The organism is Ruegeria sp. G7 (assembly GCF_056535465.1).
This window is the reverse complement of record NZ_JBQFIL010000001.1, coordinates 2,271,290-2,287,516: the sequence shown is the minus strand read 5'-3', so window position 1 is coordinate 2,287,516 and position 16,227 is coordinate 2,271,290. Positions and strand designations below refer to the sequence as shown.

Here is a 16,227-nt window from a genome sequence, read left to right as displayed (position 1 = left end):
AAAATAAGCAAAAATAGAACTTTGGACCCCTTGCTCAGCGTGCGTGACCTGCGGGTGCGTTTTCGCACGGATGCGGGGATCGTCCGGGCGGTCAACGGGGTGTCCTTCGATGTTCTGCCCGGTGAGACGCTGGCCATCGTGGGGGAATCCGGCAGCGGCAAATCCGTGACCTCTCTGGCGCTGATGCGGCTGTTGCCCCAGCGCATTGCCGAGATCGAATCCGGCTCGGCCATGTTCGGCAACCGCGATTTGCTGCAGCTACCCGAAGCGCAGATGCGCGATATTCGCGGCGATGACATTGCGATGATCTTTCAGGAACCGATGACCTCGCTCGATCCAGTAATGACCGTGGGTCGTCAGATTGCCGAGGCGATCAGGGTGCATCAGGGGTTGAACCGAAAAGACGCCATGGCCGCCGCGATTGAGGCGCTCGATCTGGTCCGTGTCCCCGAGCCCGCCAAACGGGCGCGGCAGTACCCGTTTCAACTGTCTGGAGGCTTACGACAGCGCGTGATGATCGCGATGGCCATGTCGTGTCATCCGAAAATCCTTATTGCGGATGAACCGACCACGGCGCTGGACGTGACGATTCAGGCGCAAATTCTGAACCTTATGGAGGAATTGCAGGATCGCATCGGCGCGGCGATTATTTTGATTACGCACGATCTGGGGGTCGTTGCCGACATGGCCGACCGTGTGGCGGTGATGTATGCCGGGTCAGTTGTGGAACACGCGCCAGTGGCGGCGCTGTTCGATCAGCCACTGCACCCCTACACGCAGGGTCTGCTTGGATCGGTTCCCCGGCTCTATTCGTCACTTGAGGTCGAAACCGCGCCACGCCTGCAGGAAATCAGCGGCACAGTGCCATCCATGCGCGAAGAGCTTACCGGCTGCCCATTTGCCCCACGCTGCAGTCAAGCTACCGATATCTGCCTGCGCGACGCGCCCGCTCTGCAAGCGGCCAGAACCGGGCATGAGGTCGCCTGCTGGAACGCAATTTCCCCCGAGGTGGCCCATGCTTGATACTGGTCGAACATCCGAACCGGTGTTGGAGGTCGACGGGCTGGTCAAAACCTTCCCGGTCAATCAGGGCTTGCTTGGCGGCGGTGGAGGCATTGTGCGTGCCGTCGATGGTGTCAGCCTGTCGGTCCGGGCGGGCGAAACGCTTGGCATAGTTGGCGAAAGCGGCTGCGGAAAGACCACGCTTGGCAAGACGATCATGCGTCTGCTGCGCCCGGACGCGGGGCGGATCACCTTGCAGGGCAACGACATCACCCATCTGGATGAGGCCGGTTTACGCCCTCAGCGACGCAACATTCAGATGGTGTTTCAAGACCCGTTTTCCTCGCTGAACCCACGTCTGAAGAATGGCCGCATCGTGCGGGAACCGCTTGAGATTCACGGGATCGGCACCGCATCGGACCGCAAAGCGATGGTCCTCGACGCCTTTGCCAAAGTGGGTCTGCGGGCCGAGCAGGCCGACCGCTATCCGCACCAATTGTCCGGCGGACAACGCCAACGCCTTGGGCTGGCGCGAGCCCTTGTTCTGGAACCTTCAGTGATCGTCGCGGATGAGCCGGTCTCGGCGCTGGATGTCTCGGTTCAGGCGCAGGTTTTGAACCTGATGATGGATTTGCAGCGCGATATGGGACTGGCCTATCTGTTCATCTCGCACGATCTGGCCGTGGTAGAACATATCGCGCATCACGTCGCGGTCATGTATCTGGGCCGGATCGTCGAGATCGCGGATAAGCGCAAGCTGTTCTCGGCCCCCCAGCATCCCTATACCGAGGCGCTGTTGGCGGCTGTGCCGGTTCCACGCCCGGGCGCGAAAGGCAAGCGCCAGATTCTTAGCGGCGATGTTCCCAGCCCTGTGAGCCCGCCCGCCGGATGCGCCTTTCATTCCCGCTGCCCGTTGGCCCAACCCATCTGCGCGCAAACGCCTCCGGCGCTGGTGCAGACAGACGACAGCCACAGCGTCGCCTGCCACGTGCGCGCGCCTGGCTAGAGGGTTGGACGTTCGGCGGCGACGCCCAGCTTTGCCTCAAGCGCGCGGCCAAGGGTTATCAACCGCGCCTCATCAAACAACCCACTCCACAGCGATATTCCCTGCGGTACGTGATAGGTTTGCGGCGCGGCGCCTTTCTCTTCCACGACAAGTTTGCCATGGGCCAGCGACGGGTCCGATCTGGTTTCAGTCTGCAGGAACCCCGCGCGTAGGTGCAGGCAGGGATGACCAGTGAAATTGGTCGCCACAAGCATCGGCCCTGTCATGAACGGCCCGATCATCGCATCGACCTGCCCGAAGACATCGTCAAACACCTGCATCACCTTGAACCGCAGCCGATCCAGTTGCACGTGATCTACGGCAGACAGAAACCGCGCCTTGCGGAAGGTGTTTGGCCATGCGCCCGCGTCCTGCCAAACAAGCTCATCATCACGGTCGCTCAGGGTCAACTCCTCAAACGCAGCGGCGGCTTCGGCGAAAAGGATAGACATCAGCGATCCATAAGGCAGGTCTGGCAGGGTCAGAGGGACGACCTCAACGCCCAGACTGCGCATCGCCTCAAGCGCGGCGTGATCCACCTCGGTCGCGCCTTCATCTTCGAAAGCGGCGGGTAAATAGCCGACGCGCATGCCTTGGATAGTGGCGGTGGGGTCAAAGCCGAACGGAACGTCGATGCAGCTGAGGTCTGCCGGATCACCCCCGTTGATTGCGGCCAGAACCAGCGCGCAATCCTCGACCGACCGGCAAATCGGCCCGATCTTGTCCAGCGACCAGCACAGCGCCATGCCGCCTGCGCGGCTGACCCTGCCAAAGGTGGGGCGCAGACCGGTGGTGCCGCAGCGTTGCGAGGGGGACGTGATCGACCCCAGCGTCTCGGTCCCGATGGAAAAGCCGCACAGCCCCGCCGCCGTTGCCGAGGCCGACCCGGCGCTTGATCCGCTGGAGCCCTCTTCGATGTTGAAAGGGTTGCGGGTTTTGCCGTTAAACCAGATGTCGCCATAGGCCAGCGCCCCAAGCGTTGTCTTGCCCAACAGCACGGCACCTGCCGCGCGCAACATCTGCACGATCCGGGCATCCATGTTCGGCACCTGATCCTTGTAGGGCGTGGCCCCCCAGCTTGTGCGGATGTCTTTGGTGTCGAACAGATCCTTTAGCCCATAGGGGATGCCGTGCAGCGGCCCAAGCCAGACACCTGCCCCAAGCTGCGCATCCGCTGCGTCCGCTTCGGCTCGCGCAAGCTCGGGCGTGACGGTGACGAAACATTCCAGTTTCGGGCCCAACCGTTGGATCCGGTCAAGATAGATGTCAGTCAGCCTGCGGCTTGTCAGATGACCCTGCCTGATCCACTCGGCCTGTTGGGTGACGGGGGCAAAGGCGATATCCTCGTCACTGTCCGGCAACGGCCCCGCATCGGGCAGCGCCCAAGGTCCGCTGGCCGGTTGACGTGGCGGGACAAACCCGGGCAGGCGCGGGTCGAACCGGCTGGCCATCGGCAGGCTGTTGGGCAAAGGGGTCTTGCGCCGCTCCAGCGCCGAAAGGATCTGACCTTCGAAATTGTCGAGCATCTGCGCCCGCTCGTCACAGGTGTATTCCACTCCCAGCAGAGCCTCGGCTGCCGCAATCATGTCAGATGTAATGTCAGTCATAATCCGCCTTTTACTGATGTTCTGCCGAAACGAACTGCTCTGCCCAGAAAGGAACCGCGGCAAAGCTTTGGAGTTATTTCAACCGGATCATAGACGTCAGACCGGCGGACCGGCAAGCCAGCAGGCGGTAAATAGCGCCGAGGGCCTAGAGCTTTACAGGCTGACCATGCGGTTGCTGTCAGACGAGTTCGAAGCAGTCTCAGTTTACTGCAGAAACTGTGAACCTATCCGGAACAAAGTGACGCCACTCGGCCAAAGCGGCGATGCCTGTCAAGTTGAAGGTTGCTCGGCTGGTCAGAAATCTTTCCGAGTTGACGTGGTTGTGTGTCGAGGAATGGACGGAAGCGAAACTTGTTGTCTCGCGCAAATCAATCGGGCTTCAACTGAGAAAGGGAAAACGAAGAGGCGTCAAGCTGTTCCATTGGAAAGTCCATCATATCAGCGCTTAGACCGAGCGCTGCAATGTAGTCGCCGATGCGCTCGCTGCCATACAGGTGATCGAGTACGGAAAAACCCTGCGCAGCAGCAAAGTCAGATACTTCGTCGGGGGCAACGTTGAACAGAAAGGGTTCTCCTGCCCCCGCAACGGCTTCTCCGATGCTGTCGCTTTCGCCCATCGATTTGGAAAAACTCGCAGAAGAGGCAAAACTTGTCAGAAAACGGGTTACAGGCGACTGGTTAGACTTAACCATCTGATAGACTTTTGCGACCTCAGCAGGTGGAACATACTCCAATGAGACTTCGGCGATAAATACAGTACCGGCATTGTGGTCATAGCCGTGCTCCAAAAGCCTATTCAGCGTCGTCTCTTTCGCAAAATCTACTGCGGTATAGCGGATATTCGGCGGAACACCGAAATTACGGGAAATCAGCAAGCGTTTGGCGGCGATCGTTTCAGGCCGATCAACTTCAAAAACAGGGACTTGGCTGTACCTGCCCGACAAGCGCAGCCCAAGTGTGTCAAGCCCGGAACCAAGGACTACGATTTGTTCAGCACCATTGGCCACAGCTTGTTCGGCCCGGCTCTGCATGAAAGTCTTGCGCCACAAAACGGAAACGACAAGTCGCCGTGCAATACCATTTTCATCGGCGAAAGCGAGCGCGGATGGCCAGTCGGTCAAACCGTCAAGAATGCGCTGACCATCAACCGCCCCTTCGGCAAACAACCGCTCCGCAAAAGGATCATAAAAGACATCGCGATAGGCCGGGTTTCTATTCACCATGGCGCAAAAGGCACAGACGCCAAGCGCCGTTCGGCTCAAACCGGGTTGGGTTGTTTCCGGGACATAGAACACGGAGGTTTCCCGCGAGTTTACTAGCTTAATTCTCTTGAGATCATCTTTTTTGGTTCAAGTCAAAGATAGGAGGTCAACTCAAGGGGACATTCCAGCGTCCTCATTGAGGATTACAGGACATAATAGGATTGAAAACAAAATGCCCTTGACCGCATAGTTTCATGCCGAAGACCATTCGCGGTCTGGATGTTCTGCAGTTCTGACATTCAAACAACCTGGGACGTCGGTTGGTTTGGCCTCGAGAGCCGTCATTCGCGCGGGCGCAAGGAATGTGTAGTTTGGTGTGACACGAAACTGTCGATGGCTGATGCTCCTTCAAGTCCGCTTTCGTTGTGACTCGTTATCCTCGATGCAGAGTCTAGCTCGACACTCAAACTAGCGGCCAAGCCAAAAAACCGTTGGCGCACGGCCTCGGCGTATGGATTGGACTTCTCAATCGCTTCGAATACTTCTGGCGCATCGTCCTGAACCATGGAAATAGCCTCAGATAACAAATCAAAGCTCTTCGTTGTCATGCACGTTGGCAGCGGCCCCATTCTAGTGAGCACTTTGGCGATGAGGTGCGTGAGCCCTTGGACGACAGCAGCTTCTCGGTCATGTTCTTCTGGCGTCGTCATGATCACAACCAGACCGAGCGACTTGCGTAAGAAAGCTGCCAGCCTCAAATCTCGCTCTCCCTGAATGGAGCAGACTGCAATTTTAAGACCCTCAACACCTTTCGTGGCACTCTGAGGGCCGAACAAGGGGTGCGTGGCTACGATATCCACATAGTTCGGTAGCAAGCGTCGCATGATTTCAGTGGGAATTACTTTGACTGAACCAACATCGACAATCAGCGCGCCAGGTCTACATGCAACCGCGATCTCGCTGACAACCTGCTCAAATGAGGAGACAGGCGCCGCAATGAGGACCACATCAGCCTGCGATACGTCGCGCAATGATGCCAGGCGTACTCCTAGTTGCTTTGCGACCTTAGCAAGGCCGGTAGAGGGATCATAGGCTGAGATCTCGAAGTGTTGGCCGAGATGAAGGGCTGCGAGTTGTCCGAACGCACCGAAGCCCACGATGCCTAGCGACGTTTTTTGACTTATGCTTTTATTGTGCATTTTGCGACCTTTGAGTTTGCCACCCGGCACAAGGTCGTTTGCATGTTGACCGCTGTCAGGGGCAGCGGAAAACCAATGATAAATTGCCCGCAGCTATCGAAGCTGAGGATAATAGACCTGCGATGCAAAGAACGATCTGATCATGGCACCAGCGATAAAGCACTCAAGAGAGCAGAGTCAACGATGTTGCAGTCTGGCGGCTGTCGGTTGGAGTGTGGCTTTCGGTGGGTATGGGCTCTGAACAGACCTCTGCAACAACGCAGCATTCGTCCTAAACGCCCCTTTCTGGGGCTGAGGACGGCCCAGGGCCAGCATCCATCGGCTTGTCTCAATGCCGCAGTTGCACAGGTGTAGCTGCCGTTCGTCGCGCGTGTGAAATCCTGTAGAACTTCAACTTACGATCTGCAGACAAAGCCGCAGTTTGATCTTGAACGAATGCGTGTAAGTTCAAGGATAATCGAGGCAGCTTTGATCCACATTTCGAAATCATCCGGCACTTCGACCATCGCGCACCCTAAGAAAACCAACGCAACAGCCCCGGAGGACAATATGACAAAGATGACCAAACTGGCCCTAGCTGCCGTACCCTTTTGGGCCATGAGCGGGCCGAGCCTTGCGCAGGATGTCACAATCACCCTGCAATCGGCTTTTCCGACCAGCCTTCCGGTCGTCAACACGATCCGGCAGTTCGAAGCAGACGTCGAAACAGCCTCCGACGGGACAATCCAGATCGAGTTGGCGGAACCTGGCGCGGTTGTCCCACCGTTCGACATTCAACAGGCGGTCTCTGACGGCCAGATCGAAGCGGGCTATACCGCTGCGGCCTACCTTCATGGGTCCTTGCCCGTTGCGTCGTTTTTCACGTCGATGCCGTTCGGGCCGCAGGCGCTCGATTATATGGCTTGGTTCTACGAAGGCGGCGGGCTCGAACTCAATCAGCGTATGTATGACGACGCGGGCTTTGACCTTGTGACTATACCTGTAACTTTCACCGGCATGGAGTCGGGAGGTTGGTTCAACACACCCATCGAAGGGGCCGACGATTTTGCCGGGCTCAAGCTGCGCTGGACGGGGCTGGCCTCGGAAGTGCTGGCACGCATGGGTGCGGATACCGTGCTGATCGCAGGCGGAGAGATCTTTCCATCACTTGAAAGTGGCGCCATCGAAGGGACCGAGTTCAGCTTTCCCCAAGTGGATCTCGCGCTGAATTTTCCGGACGTGGCTTCTTTCTACTACTTCCCCGGCTGGCACCAACCCTCGACGATGCTTGAGTTGGTCATCAACCGCGACGTCTGGGACGGCCTGACAGACAGCCAGCGCACGATCATCGACATGGCGGCCAGAACCAACGCGATGCGTTCGGTCCTGCAGATGGAATACTCACAAGCCGCCGCCGTCGCGCAATTGGCAGAACAGGGCGTGGACGTCCGCCTTTATAGCCCCGAGACCCTGGACGGCCTCCGAGTAGCCTGGGACGCGCTTGTCTCCGAGATGGCTGAGGCCGACCCTTTTGTGGCAGAGGTCTGGGACAGCTTGCAGGCCGCGCGAACGCAAGAAGACGCCTGGGACGCGTTAACCGAAACACCTATGCAGCGCCCATGATCGACCGTCCCCGCGCGATCCTTGGGCCTCTGCGCCCGGGGGCAGAGTTGAGAGCCTCTTGCGCAACATGAATCGGGCCACAAAGGCCTCAGAGTCGTTCTCCGCGCTTGCATGATTGGCTAGTTGCAGCGCAAAGGACGCGGAAATGTGACCGCAGCGCGCATTAGTGGTCGCTTTTTGAAAGCGGTCCGTTGCGGGCCTTGAGTTTAACGTTTGATTTCTACATTCGCAGCTCGCATTCCAGACATTCGTCACAGACGCCCAATCCTTATGCTTTGATGGCGCCAGATGGGACCCGCGCGCACATTGATTGAAACGCCACTAGCTATTCGATACTTCGAGTTCGTAAGCCCCGATCATCTCCTGACCTGTTTGAAAAAAGAAGTTTTTGTAAACAAAATTGGTTACTCCATAGCGTTTGAGCTCTGCCTGTACAGATGGTTCAGCGTAGAGAAACACGACCTCAATGCCACTGTCATTGAGTGTCTGGATGGTTGATTTCAAAACGTACCCGGCGGTGTAGTCGACGTCGTCAATTGCAGAAGCGTCGATACAGAACCAGCGCGTCTTGTCTTCGATCGCGGCGGCGACCCGGGTGACCTCATTGGCAAATCGCTGCGCATTTGCATAGTACATTCCGTGTGAGAAGCGGTACACAATAAGCCCGGGCTCGAATTGCCCGGGTTGGTCGAGTGGTTGCGCCAACCACTCCCCATCAGGTGTTTTGGTGATGATGGAGTTCTTGGGCCGATATCCTTTGCGTGTATGATCGATCAGGGAAAGGACCATCGCAAAAATGATGCCCTGTTCAACCCCGGCGGCGACGACCACCGCGGCGGTGCCTATCGCGATCCAGAACTCGATGGGTGCCTGCACGAAGATAACGCGCAATCCGCGCAGGTCTATCAGCTTTAGACCAATCAGGAATACGACAGCAGACAGCACAGCCTCGGGCAAAAATGCAAGCGGCTGCGTCAGGAACAAGAGAACGAACAACACAACCAGCGCCGTGGTCAGTTGCGCGATCTGGCTTTGACCTCCGGCACCGGCAACCATCTCGGTCTTGGTCGGGCTGCCGTTGACGACGAATGTGGCGCTGAATGCCGCGCCGATATTGGCAATACCAAGCCCGACAAGATCGGTGTTCTCGCTGAACCTTTCCCCATAGCGCATGGCATAGGCCCGAGAGGTGGCGGCACTCTGCGCGAGGATCACCACGAGGATCGCCAGCGCTGTCGGCAGCAGTTGTTTGTATGTTGCCCATGTCCAGTCAACATCAGGGATCGAAAGCGAGGGCAGCCCGCCGGGCACGGCACCCAGCAGCGCGATCCCGCGCGCGTCGAAATCAAAATACCAACTGAGGCCGATGATCCCGATAACGGCAATCAAAGGCCCCGGAACCTTTGGGGACAGGCGTTTCGCTGCGATCACAATGCACAAGACCGCCGAAGCTATCAGAAACGTCGCCCAGCTGAGCTGACCGATGTTCTGGTAGGCGCTTGAAAGCTTTTGGATCGTGCCATGACCGCTTGTTTCAATGCCAAAGAGCCCAGGCAATTCGCCCAAGGCGACCTGAACACCTACACCGGTCAGGAAACCGACAAGAACCGTTCGCGAAAGGAAATCGGCAAGAAACCCAAGGCCAATGACTCGGGCGACGATCAGCAGAATGCCTGCCATCAGCGCCAAAAGCGAAGCAAGCGCCATGTACTCGGACGGGCCGCTCACCGCCATGCCCGCCAAGGCTGAGGCCGTGATGGCAGCGGTTGCCGAGTCTGCGCCGACAACAAGGTGGCGCGAGGATCCGAATATCGCGAACAGGGTCATCGGAATCAGGATCGTATAGAGGCCGGTAATCACCGGTGTTCCTGCAATTTTCGTGTACCCCATGACCTCGGGTATCGCGAGGCAGGCAAAGGTTATGCCAGCGAGGATTTCCGCCGAAAGCTTGCCCGCATTAATCGGCAGAACGCCCTGCAGAACCGGAAGGGATGATCCATGAGCATGGGGCGTTTTGTCAGACATTCAGATGCAGCACTTTCGGGTCAGCGCCGCCCTTGATCGGCGGCGGAAGCTATTTCTCGTGATCGCGTTGGCGTCTTTCGGCGGCATGGAACTTTTTGCGGATATCTTCGATTTCGACTGTGGGGTTGGGGAATTCCATATGCAGCGATTCCAGATATTCGCTGACAATTCTGGATATGGCCAGATTGCGAAACCATTTGTGGTTGGCCGGGATGACAAACCAAGGTGCCGCTTCGGTACTGCATTTCGACAGCGCCGCCTCAAAGGCTTTGGTATAGTCGTCCCAGAAAGGGCGTTCGGCATAATCGCTTTCACTGATCTTCCAATGCCGCGCGGGATCGTCAAGACGTTCACCAAACCGGCGTAATTGTTCCTCGGGGCTGATGTGCAGGTAGAATTTCAGAATATGCGTATCGCTGTCGCGCAGCAGCGCCTCGAATGCTTTGATATGGTCGTATCGCTTTTCCCAGACGTCTTTGGGCACCAGATTGTGCACCCGGACAACAAGGACATCTTCGTAATGTGAGCGGTTGAAGATCGCAACCTGACCGTTGGCGGGCGCGGCTTTGTGATAGCGCCACAGAAAATCATGGGGGGCTTCTTCTTTGGTTGGAACCTTGAACCCGCTGACCGTGCAACCCTGAGGATTCATTGCCGCAAGGACATGGTTTATGGTTCCGTCTTTCCCAGCCGCGTCGCGCCCCTGCAGACAGATCAAAAGCGAACGTTTCTTTTCCGCGTATAGCAGGTATTGAAGCGCGCCGATCTTTCTGGAGTATGCCTCGATCTCAGGCAGGGCGTGCTGATGGTCTTCGTGCTTGTCCCTAAAGTCAGCATCGATATCGTCGAGCTTGATCTTGCTGCCCGGCGTCACGCGAAATTTGTTGAAATAGTGCATGGGTCAGCCTTTCTATGCGTTTCAAGCCATTCGGCCAGCCGCGTTCTTAGAGGTCTGCAACCGGTGCATCATGGCCAGCTTTGCGACATCGAGAATAACCAGCCAGATCAGCATGTAGACCCAGACCAGACCGATCACCGCCCACGGGATCTGTTCGACAAACCACCCGAATCCGCACAGCGCGACCGCAATGGCTTGCGTGCCGATGATCGAGATCAACAGCGGGCGCGCAGGCCAGGGTCGGGCAAAGAAAGCCCCTCTTGATCGGACAACGAACAACAAAAGATGTCCGCCCGCTGCAAGTTGCAGAAACAAAACCGTCTGAACCTGCTCCTGTGTCAGCGAAATCCAAGCCTGCAGAGATGTGCTGTTAATCCAATGCATCCCTATCAGCAAAAGGCCAAAAGTCTGAACGATCGAAAGCAGCCCCATCAGGCTGGCACCAAGCAGAATACGCCGCATGTCCCAGCGGATGGGCTTTTTGGGCGAATAGGTGTTGTCATAGGCGATTGTCATGATCGGAACGTCATCAAGCAGCGCCAGCATAATGATCATGATGGGCGTCAACGGAGAGAAGCCGAATATGATCGTCGCCATCACCACGACGAACATGATGTCCAGCGTCATGGCGACCCGGTAGACGATGTAGTTCAGGATTCTCTCGAAGATGCGCCGTGCCTCTTCGATGGCATCGATGATGGTCGACAGACCGGGTGCGGTCAGAACCAGTGCCGCGGCGGCGCGTGCGGCGTCTGTCGCGCCGCTCACGGCAACCCCGCAATCGGCCTGCTTCAGCGCCGGGGCGTCATTCACACCATCACCGGTCATCGCCACGACATGACCGCGATCCTGCAATGCCTTTACGATGGCGTATTTATGCTCGGGAAAGACCCGCGCGAACCCATCCGCCCGTTCAACATTTTGCCCGACTTGTTCAGGCAGATGGCTCATGTCCATGTTGGATGTGAACAGGTCCGAAGCCGCCTGAAGATGTGCGCCCATCCCCAGCTGAGCGGCGATCTGGTCGCCGATTGCCACATCATCACCGGTTATCATCTTAACCGAAAGCCCGTGGTCCTTGGCCCGCTGGATTGTCTCCTTCGAGTCGTCGCGGGGCGGGTCGTAGAGTGACAGGATACCCAGAAACACCCAGGTTTTCCCGTTGTCATCCGAACGGGCGACACCAAGGGCGCGCATCCCTTTTGACGCAAGGTTCTCGACGTCATCTTGCGCTTTGCTAAGCTCTGCCGACCCCAGCGTGCACAGTTCCAGAATGACCTGCGGTGCCCCTTTGGTATAGCTTGCGTTCTTGTTCTTCAAATCGCTTACGTCGGCCTGAGTTCGTTTCGAAACCGGGTCGAAAGGAACAAACTTGGTCTGCTTGTACCCGGACAGGGCGTTAGCCTCGGGCAACCCCGCGATCACGGCCGCATCAATCGGATCGTCGCCATCGAACTGCGAAGCCAGCGCACCAGCCAGGATCAGTTCCTTTGCGTCCTTTGCACCAAAGACCACGGGGCCGCCCAGGCTCAGCTGGTTCTTCGTCAGGGTTCCGGTCTTGTCCGAGCACAAAACATCGACACCGGCCAGTTCCTCAATGGCTTCCAATCGCGAAACGATTGCCTTCTTCTTGGACAGGTTCATGGCGCCCAACGCGTTTGTGACGGTCATGACAGTAGGCATCGCCACCGGAATCGATGCGACGAGCAACGCCAGAACGGTCCTGAGGATATCCGCCGCCGAGGACCATCTCAACGAATGATCAACCACCATGTCGCGATAGAGTTCGGTGCCCACCAGAAGGAAGGCCAGCGCGATTGACAGGATGATCAGGAAATCACCGATATGCGTGACAGCAAGTTGGGAATGTGATGCACCTTTGCCCGCACCCGCCACGAGGCTGGCGGTTCGCCCAAAAAAAGTGTCCGCTCCGATGGCGATGACCACAGCGCTCATCTCACCCTTTTTGGCGATGCTGCCGGAATAGCCAACGTCACCCACTGCCTTCGAGACCGGAAGGGATTCACCTGTCAGCGCGGCCTGATCGATACTGACATAGTCGCCGTCGATGAACCGCACATCAGCTGGGACAACATCCCCCAGCTTGATACGCACCACGTCGCCGGGGACGATCGTCGCGGCATCAACTTGCGAATACGCGCCATCTCGCAAAGCCATGGCTTTGGGGGCCATCCCTGCCTTAAGCGCCTCGAGCGCGTCCGCAGCTTTGCGTTCTTGCCAGAAGCCGGAGGCGGCGTTGTAGGCCAGCAATACCATGATGATGAAAAAGTCGGACCAGTGACCGATCATCGCCGACAAGACGGCGGCAACCTCAATCATCCAGGGGATCGGACCCCATAAATAACCGAACAACCTCTGCAGATCGCTGACGTGGTTATCAGCCAGCTCATTGCGGCCATATTTGGTCAGCCGATCCGATGCCTCCGCCGACGTAAGACCGCTATCGGTGGTTGTAAGCTCTTTGAAAACGGCCTTCAGATCGGCGTTTTCCAGCCCAGGCCCAGTTCTTTGCCTTGGTGTGGATTGTGTCGACATCTATCCCACCCTCGGCACAAACCTGCAACAAAACAGCTTGCCTTGCAATTGCTTACGCAGGTTTGCAGTTTGCACAGAAACGGTATGAACTGAGCCTGCAGATAGCCTATTCACCCAGCCTTTCCATCAACCGAGCATAGGCTGTTTGCCCGCGTCGGAATGTTGGCAGGCGGAAGAACTCATCCGGGGCGTGTTGGTTTTCATCCTCGTGTCCGAAGGCAAACATGACGGCATGCAGGCCCAGCTCATCCAGCAAGGTCGACATCACGGGGATCGAACCACCAACGCGGGTTTTGTACGCGGGTTTGCCGTAAACCTCTTCGAGAACCTGTCCCGCGATGGCGGTTGCGTTGTGTCCGGCCGGTACAAGAAACGGGTCTGCGCGCCCCGGGTTGCGCGATACCTGAGCGGTGACACCCTGCGGGCAGTGGGCCTCGACATGGGCGGAAATCAGATCAAAGATCTTTTCAGGGTTCTGATTGGCTACCAAACGACACGTGATCTTGGCCGAAGCAACCGCGGGCAAAACGGTCTTTGTGCCTTCCCCCTGCCAACCGCTGGTCAGCCCATTGACCTCAAGCGTTGGACGAGCCCACAGGTTTTCACGTGTGGAGTACCCCGGCTCGCCCAAGGTTGCTGGCGCTCCGGTCTGGGCCAGATAGGCCGCCTCATCCCAAGGCACCCGCGCAATTGCCGCGCGGTCTTCATCCGTCAACTCGACGACATCGTCATAGAAGCCATCCACCGTGATCCGACCATCGGGCGATTTCATGCTGGCCAGCAACTGGGCCAATGCCATCGCCGGATTTGCGACACCGCCGCCGTGCATACCAGAGTGCAAGTCCGATTTCGCACCTTGAACCGAGATCTCAAGCGAGGTGAGCCCTTTCAGGCCCAGGACCAGCTGCGGCGTCTCCGTATCCCACTGGCTGCCATCGGCGGAAAAGATCATATCAGCCTGAAGGCGATCGAGATTTGCTTCGATAAAGGGTGGAAGGTCAGGAGATCCGATTTCTTCCTGACCTTCAAAGAAAAACCGCACGTTGACTGGCAGTTTCCCGGTCTCCGCCAGCAAAGCCTCGGCCGCAAGGATCGGGATAAACATGGCACCCTTGTCGTCGGTCGCCCCACGCCCGTAAATCCGGTCCCCGCGGATCGTCGGCTCGAACGGAGGCGATGACCAGAGCTCAAATGGTTCAGCCGGTTGCACGTCAAAATGGCCGTAGATCAGGATTGTGGGCGCATCGGGCCCAGCATGCAGCCAATCGGCGCAGACCACCGGATGGCCTGCGGTCTCCATCATCTGAACGTTTTCCATTCCTGCCGCGACCAACCGGTCAACGACCCACTGCCCGGCTTTTCGAACATCGCCCGCGTTTTCGGGCTTGGCTGAAACCGATGGTATACGAATGAAATCGCACAACTCTTCGACAAAGCGCGATTGGTGTGTGTCGAGATATTCGGTCCAGCTCATATCATGCCCTCTCTGATGCCACGCTTAACTTACGACACCAGATGTCGCCTGCAAGCCTGCTGAAGACTACCTAATACGCGTAACAACCCGGAATGGGCTAGCGGGACTAGTCGGCCCTTCCCGGACCTTAACCCCATAGTTTCCATGCGGCGGCGCGGCCCGTCGAACCTGCAGTTCGCTGCAAACGCAAAACGAACCATCGTACGTATTCACAGATCGCGCGCAAAGTGAGCTTTCGCTGCGTTCGGGCCAGTGGCCGCTGGTTAGTTGTAGTAAGGTGAATAGGCTTTCTGGAAGATTGTGAACGGAATGCTTAAATGCTTCGAGAATAGGGACAACAGACCCGATTGGACACCGATCGATGATAAGGAAACTGCTAGCTTTGACTTTAGCCGTACTAGCGGGAAACTCTTCCGCAATTGCAAACGAAAACGAAGTTTCACGCATGGCGCTTATTTCTGCATTCGAGCCAGAAATTGAAGTATTGCGAAGCCGTTTGGAAAACCCGCAGAGTCACCAAATAATAGGGCGCGAGTTTGTATCAGGTGAGCTTTCGGGAATTCCTGTCTTGGTGTTCTCCTCCGGGGTTTCAATGGTCAACGCTGCTATGACAACACAGTTGGCGCTTGATCATTTTGAAATCAGCGGGATTGTTGTTTCGGGCGTCGCAGGAGGCGCCGACCCTACGTTGTCGATAGGGGATATCGCCGTTCCGACCCAGTGGGGTCAATATATGGAGATGGCCTATGCCAGACAGACTGAAAATGGATACGAACTTCCTCCTTTTCTATCGTCTGATTTCCCCAACTTTGGAATGATGTACACGCTTAATATTGGCGTTTTTGAAGAGCTTGCCGGACATGGTGAGAGCCGCTTTTGGTTTCCCGCCGATAAAGACTTCTTGGAAGCCGCCAAAAGAGCGGCAGAGACTGTAAGTCTTACGAGTACGGATGCCGACGGTCGAGAATTGGAACATAAACCAGTAGTTCATATCGGTGGAGGCGGTGTGACGGGAACAGCTTTCGTTGACAATGCAGAGTTCCGCGAGTGGGCTCACAGTACATTTGATGCACGGGTCTTGGACATGGAAACAGGTGCGATTGCTCAGGTCGCCGATGCCAACGGTGTTCCTTTCCTCGCTTTCCGAGCCTTATCTGATCTCGCAGGTGGTGAATCCGGCGATAACCAGTTTGACATCTTTATGAACTTGGCGGGAGGAAATCTTGCCAATTTGGTCGAAGCCTTCTTAGACGAACTCAAGTAGAGCCTCTATTTAGGGCGAGGGCTCATAGCCAGCAGGTGACGGTAGCTGCCAACGCGATGGCTGAGACGGAGACCTTTGGGCACCTGTCGTATCGCGTCGCCAAACGACGCCATTCTTTCAGCCTTCCAAAAATAATCTCGATCCGAAGGCGACGTTTTTTGTATTTCACTGCTTTCTTTCGCTGCTTACGGCATGGGGTGCACGCGCGTACCCCTTTGTCTTTCACAGGTTCCCAGAACCATTCAGCGTCCAATCCGCGCTCCCCAAGCAGCCAAACGGGAATCAATGGATCCTGATCCTAGTGAAATCCTTCAATCGGCCCGGAGTTACAACCGATTTAGCCTCCATCTCGC

General features: G+C 57.0%; 11 protein-coding genes and 1 pseudogene. 4 read left to right on the top strand and 8 right to left on the bottom strand.

All coding sequences use genetic code 11. The features are described 5' to 3' along the window. The first annotated feature begins 39 nt into the window (after nucleotides 1–39). Together ACR3EN_RS11465 and ACR3EN_RS11460 are read left to right on the top strand one after the other, a co-directional pair. Nucleotides 40–1,023 carry an ABC transporter ATP-binding protein gene (locus ACR3EN_RS11465; RefSeq protein WP_480843312.1) on the top strand — a complete coding sequence of 328 codons (984 nt, stop codon included), beginning with the start codon at nucleotides 40–42 and terminating at the stop codon, nucleotides 1,021–1,023. Beyond that, nucleotides 1,016–2,008, top strand: coding sequence for an ABC transporter ATP-binding protein (locus tag ACR3EN_RS11460; protein WP_480825085.1), 993 nt, complete (start codon nucleotides 1,016–1,018; stop codon nucleotides 2,006–2,008). Before ACR3EN_RS11465 ends, ACR3EN_RS11460 begins: the two co-directional genes overlap by 8 nt. Here the strand turns inward: ACR3EN_RS11460 and ACR3EN_RS11455 are convergent. The 3 genes from ACR3EN_RS11455 to ACR3EN_RS11445 all read right to left on the bottom strand — a co-directional run bounded on the left by ACR3EN_RS11455 (nucleotide 2,005) and on the right by ACR3EN_RS11445 (nucleotide 6,085). Beyond that, complete coding sequence (locus tag ACR3EN_RS11455; RefSeq protein WP_480871005.1) at nucleotides 2,005–3,654, bottom strand: amidase; 1,650 nt, start codon at nucleotides 3,652–3,654, stop codon at nucleotides 2,005–2,007. The two genes, ACR3EN_RS11460 and ACR3EN_RS11455, sit on opposite strands and share 4 nt — an antisense overlap. A 368-nt stretch (nucleotides 3,655–4,022) precedes the next feature. Next, complete coding sequence (locus tag ACR3EN_RS11450; protein ID WP_480825089.1) at nucleotides 4,023–4,949, bottom strand: class I SAM-dependent methyltransferase; 927 nt, start codon at nucleotides 4,947–4,949, stop codon at nucleotides 4,023–4,025. A 248-nt stretch (nucleotides 4,950–5,197) separates the two neighbouring features. Beyond that, nucleotides 5,198–6,085 (bottom strand): prephenate dehydrogenase/arogenate dehydrogenase family protein, encoded by an 888-nt coding sequence (locus ACR3EN_RS11445; RefSeq protein ID WP_480825091.1) that lies wholly within the window; start codon nucleotides 6,083–6,085, stop codon nucleotides 5,198–5,200. A gap of 519 nt (nucleotides 6,086–6,604) precedes the next feature. Between ACR3EN_RS11445 and ACR3EN_RS11440 the strand changes: the two genes are divergently transcribed. Continuing rightward, nucleotides 6,605–7,657, top strand: a complete 1,053-nt coding sequence (locus tag ACR3EN_RS11440; protein WP_480825093.1) for a TRAP transporter substrate-binding protein — start codon at nucleotides 6,605–6,607, stop codon at nucleotides 7,655–7,657. 321 nt (nucleotides 7,658–7,978) lie between these two features. On the opposite strand, the gene ACR3EN_RS11435 is transcribed toward ACR3EN_RS11440, so the two are convergent. From ACR3EN_RS11435 to ACR3EN_RS11420, 4 genes are all read right to left on the bottom strand, one after another. Continuing rightward, entirely contained in the window at nucleotides 7,979–9,682 is a 1,704-nt protein-coding gene (locus tag ACR3EN_RS11435) for a SulP family inorganic anion transporter (protein ID WP_480871003.1), read from the bottom strand. A 49-nt stretch (nucleotides 9,683–9,731) separates the two neighbouring features. Beyond that, entirely contained in the window at nucleotides 9,732–10,580 is an 849-nt protein-coding gene (locus ACR3EN_RS11430) for a polyphosphate kinase 2 family protein (RefSeq protein ID WP_480871001.1), read from the bottom strand. Between the two features lie 21 nt (nucleotides 10,581–10,601). Continuing rightward, nucleotides 10,602–13,136 (bottom strand): plasma-membrane proton-efflux P-type ATPase, encoded by a 2,535-nt coding sequence (locus ACR3EN_RS11425; protein WP_480870999.1) that lies wholly within the window; start codon nucleotides 13,134–13,136, stop codon nucleotides 10,602–10,604. Between the two features lie 106 nt (nucleotides 13,137–13,242). Continuing rightward, nucleotides 13,243–14,610: a dipeptidase gene (locus tag ACR3EN_RS11420; RefSeq protein ID WP_480870997.1), complete on the bottom strand. Its 1,368-nt coding sequence runs from the start codon at nucleotides 14,608–14,610 to the stop codon at nucleotides 13,243–13,245. 445 nt (nucleotides 14,611–15,055) lie between these two features. Here ACR3EN_RS11420 and ACR3EN_RS11415 point away from each other — a divergent pair, with 445 nt between their 5' ends. Further along, on the top strand, nucleotides 15,056–15,874 hold the full coding sequence (locus tag ACR3EN_RS11415) for a 5'-methylthioadenosine/S-adenosylhomocysteine nucleosidase (RefSeq protein WP_480843309.1): 819 nt from the start codon (nucleotides 15,056–15,058) through the stop codon (nucleotides 15,872–15,874). A gap of 22 nt (nucleotides 15,875–15,896) precedes the next feature. On the opposite strand, the pseudogene ACR3EN_RS11410 reads toward ACR3EN_RS11415, so the two are convergent. Continuing rightward, a pseudogene (locus tag ACR3EN_RS11410) lies at nucleotides 15,897–16,148 on the bottom strand (transposase); the annotation flags it as partial. Nucleotides 16,149–16,227: the final 79 nt, after the last annotated feature.